The sequence below is a fragment of the Spirillospora sp. NPDC046719 genome (assembly GCF_040645715.1).
Classification (GTDB): Bacteria; Actinomycetota; Actinomycetes; order Streptosporangiales; family Streptosporangiaceae; genus Spirillospora.
This window is the reverse complement of sequence record NZ_JBEYYT010000702.1, coordinates 1-3,339: the sequence shown is the minus strand read 5'-3', so window position 1 is coordinate 3,339 and position 3,339 is coordinate 1. Positions and strand designations below refer to the sequence as shown.

Sequence of the window (3,339 nt, the reverse complement as noted above, 5' to 3'; positions counted from 1 at the left end):
TCTGGTCGGGCGCCCCGGACGGGCTTCCCCGTCGGTCACACATCCACAACAGGTTCAAGGGCCCCCATATTTCGTCAAGCACGCCCCAAGCACCCGCCCGACCTGCAAAGACAACCCAAAACGCCCCCCACGCAAGGGATCGGGCCCACTTCCCCCGCCCCAAAAAAAGTTCGAAACGCCCCCCACAGGCCGGGATCCGAACCCGCCGATCACCCCTGGCAGTGGCCCAGACCACCCACACGACGGGGGTTCGGGTGCCCTTCCAGGCCCTCAGCCCGGGCCTGTCAGGCCCCCAGTGCCGCCCCTGGCCGGGGCGCGACCCACCCCCCTGCGGGCACGTCTGGCCGGTCCTTTGCGGGCCCCGAACGCGAAGCAGGATGCGCCCCAGGGGCGGTCAGTGAAGGGGCGGCCAACGCTGAGCGAAGCATGCACGTCAGGCCATTGGCGGCACACCGCGACGCTCCCCGCGCGCTCCTAGCGAACGTGAGCAGGACTGTAGGGACCGCTCGCCGGACCGACCCCGTCGCCAGGCCGCCCTTCGCGAGGGCTGGCCTCCTCGGCGGGGAGGGGGCCGAAATCGGCCCTTGTGGTGCGCCGACGGCCTGCAGATCCCCTGAGGCCTCCTGGACGCCGTGCACGTGCCCGCGGGCCGCAACTCCTAGGCCCGATGCTTCACACAGCCCCCCGGCCGGGCGCCGCCAGCATTCAGAGGCCAGGGTCGGAGCGGCCCCTCTGGAACGGAGTCAGCACGATGATCTGCAAAACGTAGGCGACCTGCGGTGCGCAGGCGCATCCTGAGTGATGCGATTGCCAAGGAGGTCAGCAGGTGCCAGGTCGGTCGGCTCGACCGTGCCACCGCCGGCGCTATCCGCAGAACCCGCGGGCGCAAGCACTCCGATGCCGCCGTCCGGATGTGCGTGGCCAGTGAGGATCTGGACAACCGGTATGTGTTCCGAGAACTGGCGCTATGGGTACGCAGCGGCGCGCACGATCATGGTCGGGGACTGGCAGGCCCTACCAGAGCCCGGTGTCCGACCCGACAACCTCGCCCCAGCCTCCTTGCTGCTGGGCGGCCTACACCGAACTGCTCCTGACGGCCTGAAGAACCGCTGCTGGTCGTCCTGCAACGATCGGCGAGGCCCAGCGCGCCAGTGCCTACCCCTCTACGAGGAGGGCAGCTTCCCCACCAAGGGGGCACGACGCCCAACGCCGTCCGGGCTAATCAACCCGACCGGCGGGCACGCCGGGACCCGTCAGCCGACACGGCGATCGGCTGCGCCACATCTGCCCCCACTCGTGACTGGAGGACACCCGCCAGCAACTGGCTGTCGCCGAGCAAGCCCGCGCAGCCGCAGTGATCAACGATGCAGCGGTGGACACCGAAGTCGAGCGGCAGCGGGTGCGCGAGGATCCCGCCACCAAGCTTCAGATCGAAGGCGGCCGCCGCGCGGCCGCCGAGACGGACCTGAGATGCGCGCTCGATGACGCGCGCTGTCGCGGGCACCATGCGCGCGCATCTGGGCGCCGCCCTCGAACGCGCGGCCAAAGCCGAGAGGCGCCCGCTGGGCCAGGAAGACGCAGGCACCGAACGGGGCCCTCACCGGTCTCGGGTGTCCAGCGGGGGCTCTGCCACTCGACTTGACCTGGGATCCGCGTGCTGTTTGGCATGTCGTGTGCCTGAGCCCCGGTCTGGCGCTGCTTCATCAGGCGCAGGTTCGCGACAGGGGACGCGTGATGGGCGATCCACAGGTCACCGATGAGTTCGACCGACACACCGAGTCGTACACAGCGGATCTAAAACCTCTACAGAGGGAGTGCGTATCCCATGGCGCAAGTGATCTGCGACATGTCCATCTCGCTCGACGGGTACGTCACCGGGCCCAACGACAGCCGCGAGAACCCGTTCGGCGACGGTGCCGGGATGCTGCACAAGTGGATGTCCGACCAGGCGACCGACCAAGATCGGGCGATCTTAGAGCAGATGGTCGAAGACTGGGGCGCGGTGGTGATGGGCCGCAAGTCGTTCGAAAAGAACGAGGGGGAGGGCGGCTGGGGCGTGGGCGGCCCGATGGGCGATGTCCCGTGCTTCGTGGTCACTCACCAGGCACCGACCAGGTCGTACCCGCCCGTGTTCACCTTCGTCACCGACGGGGTGGCCAGCGCGATCGAGCAGGCCAGTAAGGCGGCGGGCGACAAAGTCGTCGGGCTGCACGGCGCGACCGTCATGCAGCAGGCGCTACCGCTCGGCCTGGTGGACGAGATCCGCGTGCACGTGATCCCGGTCCTGGTCGGCGGCGGTACGCCGTTGTTCGGCGCGCTCGACTCTTCGATCACCCTCGAACGCATCCGCGTGATCGAGACCCCTGCGGCGACCCACCTCTCCTACCGCGTCGTCCGCTGACCGCCAGGGACGATGGTGGTCGCTGAGGGAGACCACGTGGTCGTTCCGGATTCCGCACCGATCCGCTCCGAGTCCCGGTCCGCGACGGCCGTGCGAGTGTAGAGAACGTATCTGCCGCTGCGCCGGGCGGTGACAAGACCGGCCGCTCGCAGGGCGGTGAGCAGCATCGCCCGTGTCGCGCCGAGCACCCCGGCGAGCGCATCCGGTGCGGCCGGACGGTCGGCCGTCCACAGCAGGCCCACGCCGCGCGGCGAGTAGCGCACGGTGACCGGCCACACGGGGCCTGTCTTGACGAGGACGCGCGGCCAGGCGAAGGCCGACGGCACCAGCACGACGCCCCGTCCATCCAGCCGTTGGGCAGCGGAGTGGTGGGCCAGCCGGATCGACAGGCTGTCACCGCGCCAGCGGATCGCGGGGTCGAGCGCGTTGAACAGCCGGGCGGGCCCGCCGTCGGTCTGCTCCCGCGCGCGGTACAGCACGTCGGCCTCCAACAATGCCCGTACGCGCGGCCAGTCCTCTGCCAGGGCCGACTCCCAGAACGCGCGGATCTCTCCGGCGAGCCGACCCAGCCCGCTGGACGGGTGGGCGTACAGCTCCCGCAGCGACGCGGTGCGGACGCCGCAGGTCCGGTCCAGGTCGGCGCGTACTTCCTCCGCCGGGACGGCGCGCAGCGCGGCGGGCAGCAGCGCGTCGCGATCGCCCGCGCTATTGCCAAGGACCCCGCGCCCTGTTCTGCGACGAGCCGACGGGCGCCGTCGACCTGGACACCGGGCGCGGGCGTCCTGCGCGTCCTGCAGCTCGACTCGGCGTCGCCGCGACCGCTCTCTGCACCGTCGCTGAACGTGCCGATGCGCACTCCCGACGGCGGCACCTTTGTTGGCCGCGTCCACGCCGAGAAGCACCTCGGCGGTCGCGCCCGTCTCGGCCCGGGCGGGAAG

General features: G+C 70.6%; 3 protein-coding genes. 1 reads left to right on the top strand and 2 read right to left on the bottom strand.

Going from position 1 to position 3,339, the window contains the following annotated elements; genetic code table 11:
• Window positions 1–1,222 precede the first annotated feature (1,222 nt).
• A complete protein-coding gene (locus tag ABZ914_RS48880; RefSeq protein WP_500201442.1) occupies window positions 1,223–1,507 on the bottom strand; it encodes a hypothetical protein in 285 nt (94 codons plus the stop codon).
• A gap of 318 nt (window positions 1,508–1,825) precedes the next feature.
• Between ABZ914_RS48880 and ABZ914_RS48875 the strand changes: the two genes are divergently transcribed.
• Window positions 1,826–2,401: a dihydrofolate reductase family protein gene (locus ABZ914_RS48875; protein WP_500201441.1), complete on the top strand. Its 576-nt coding sequence runs from the start codon at window positions 1,826–1,828 to the stop codon at window positions 2,399–2,401.
• Here ABZ914_RS48875 and ABZ914_RS48870 read toward each other — a convergent pair.
• Window positions 2,383–3,339: DUF5937 family protein (locus tag ABZ914_RS48870; RefSeq protein WP_500201440.1), on the bottom strand; the 957-nt coding region annotated here is incomplete at its 5' end. The two genes, ABZ914_RS48875 and ABZ914_RS48870, sit on opposite strands and share 19 nt — an antisense overlap.